Source organism: Pseudomonas sp. Sample_23 (assembly GCF_004307595.1).
GTDB lineage: Bacteria > Pseudomonadota > Gammaproteobacteria > Pseudomonadales > Pseudomonadaceae > Aquipseudomonas > Aquipseudomonas atacamensis.
Map to the genome: position 1 here is coordinate 1 of NZ_RCNX01000007.1, position 1,724 is coordinate 1,724.

3 protein-coding genes are annotated in these 1,724 nt (G+C 61.9%); 2 read left to right on the top strand and 1 reads right to left on the bottom strand.

The genetic code is table 11. The features are described 5' to 3' along the window. On the bottom strand, positions 1-335 hold a 335-nt coding region (locus D8U82_RS01430), incomplete at its 3' end, for a general secretion pathway protein GspC (protein ID WP_130901522.1). Positions 336-455: 120 nt separating this feature from the next. Between D8U82_RS01430 and gspH the strand changes: the two genes are divergently transcribed. Both gspH and D8U82_RS01440 read left to right on the top strand, forming a co-directional pair. Next, positions 456-902, top strand: coding sequence for a type II secretion system minor pseudopilin GspH (gene gspH / locus D8U82_RS01435; RefSeq protein WP_130901523.1), 447 nt, complete (start codon positions 456-458; stop codon positions 900-902). Then, the gene (locus tag D8U82_RS01440; RefSeq protein WP_130901524.1) at positions 899-1,507 is read left to right on the top strand and encodes a prepilin-type N-terminal cleavage/methylation domain-containing protein; all 609 of its coding nucleotides are present in this window, start codon (positions 899-901) and stop codon (positions 1,505-1,507) included. The genes gspH and D8U82_RS01440 overlap by 4 nt, the downstream gene beginning before the upstream one ends. The last annotated feature ends 217 nt before the right edge of the window (positions 1,508-1,724 follow it).

Sequence of the window (1,724 nt, forward strand, 5' to 3'; positions counted from 1 at the left end):
CCCTCAACCTCCACCAACCTCACTCCAACCCCAACCTTCTCCCCCACCAAAAAACTCCTCGGCGCTCCATCATTCAAACTCAATATCGCCACCGTCCCGCTCCCGCCCGCGATCACCCCGCTCACCTTGATATCCACAGGCGCGGTCTCATTGGAGAACCACTGCAACGCCGGGCTATCACTCCTCGCCGCGAGCACTTGCGGGGCGGCTGCGGGGGTGTGGGATTCCGCCGAGGTCAGCAGCAGCGACGACCACGTCGCGACGCCCACCAGGGCGGCGAGCAGTGCCAGGGCCTGGACGGTTTGCGCCGGGGTAATCCGTGCGGTGAGTTTCATGGGTTGTCGCTCCTTGTTGTCCCTGTTGCCAGCCTACGCGGCAATTCTCTCCGTTTTATTTCACATGCCTTACATGTTGGCCGGGCACGATGGGGTGGGACGCCAAGGAGCGCGTGGGTGATGAGCAGGCAGCGTGGTTTTACGTTGATCGAGTTGATGGTGGTGCTGGTGATTATTGGCATTGCCAGTGCGGCGATCAGTTTGAGTATCAGGCCCGATCCGTTGCAGTTGTTGCGCAAGGATGCCGAGCGGGTTGCGCAGTTGTTGCAGGTGGCGCAGGCCGAGGCTCGCGCGGATGGGCGGCCGATTGTGTGGGTGGCGGATGCCAAGGGGTTTCGCTTTGGGCGGCGTGGGGATGATGGCGAGGGGTTTGAGTCGTTCAAGGAGGATGCGCAGTTGCGCCCGCGTGCGTGGCAGAGTCCGAAGGTGGAGGTGCGTGTGGAGCCCCGGCAGACGGTGGTGCTGAATGCCGAGTGGATCAATCCGCCGTTGCGGCTGATTTTGTCGGATGGGGCCAATCGGCTTAGTGTGCTGCGCGATGGCAGTGGGCGGATCAGTATTCAATGAAGACTCAGCAAGGGTTCACTCTGATTGAGGTGATGGTCGCGATTTTGCTGATGGCGGTGGTGAGTCTGATCGCCTGGCGCGGGCTGGACAGTGTGACGCGGGCGGACAGTCATTTGCAGGCAAGCAGTGAGCAGAGCGATGGGTTGTTGCGGGTGTTGAATCAGTTGCAGCGGGATGTGGACATGCGCGCGGGGGTGGAGTTGAGCGAGCCGCGCAAGGTCGGGGCTGAGGATGAGGCGCCGACCGCGCCGCCGGCGGTGACGGTGCGCAGTAGTGATAGCAAGGGGTTTCGGCTGGACATCATTCGTAGCGCGGCGGATCAGCCGGGGGCTTTGCAGCGTGTTCGGTGGTGGGTCAAGGGGGATACGTTGTATCGGGCGGTGGCTGAGGCGCGCAGTCGCTATCCGTTGCCGGCGCCTGGGAAGGGGGTGGCGGTGTTGAGTGACGTGAGTGATGTGCAGGTTCGGGTTTGGGAGGTGGATAAGGGATGGCGGCGGTTGAGTGGGAATCGGCGGGAGGATCCGTTGGGACTGGAGATTAGTTTGAGTCGGCAGACGGCGCAGGGGGTTGAGCGGTATCGGCAGGTGATTGGGTTGTTGCAATAGCCGGGATCACCGCAGCTTTTTTGTAGGAGTGAGCCTGCTCGCGATTGCGGTGGGTCAGTCAACACTGTTGTTACTGGTAGACCGCATTCGCGAGCAGGCTCGCTCCCACAATTGGGTTGGGGGCGGTCAGTTGCAGGTTGGGTGGCTGTTAGACCGTCATCGCTGGCAAGCCAGCTCCCACAGGGATCGAGTGCGACCGGAAGATATTGGTCAGTTG

Bases quoted from the DNA above. Each gene is read 5' to 3' on its own strand.
- D8U82_RS01440 (WP_130901524.1), top strand. From the start codon at position 899: ATGAAGACTCAGCAAGGGTTCACTCTGATTGAGGTGATGGTCGCGATT.
- gspH (WP_130901523.1), top strand. From the start codon at position 456: ATGAGCAGGCAGCGTGGTTTTACGTTGATCGAGTTGATGGTGGTGCTG.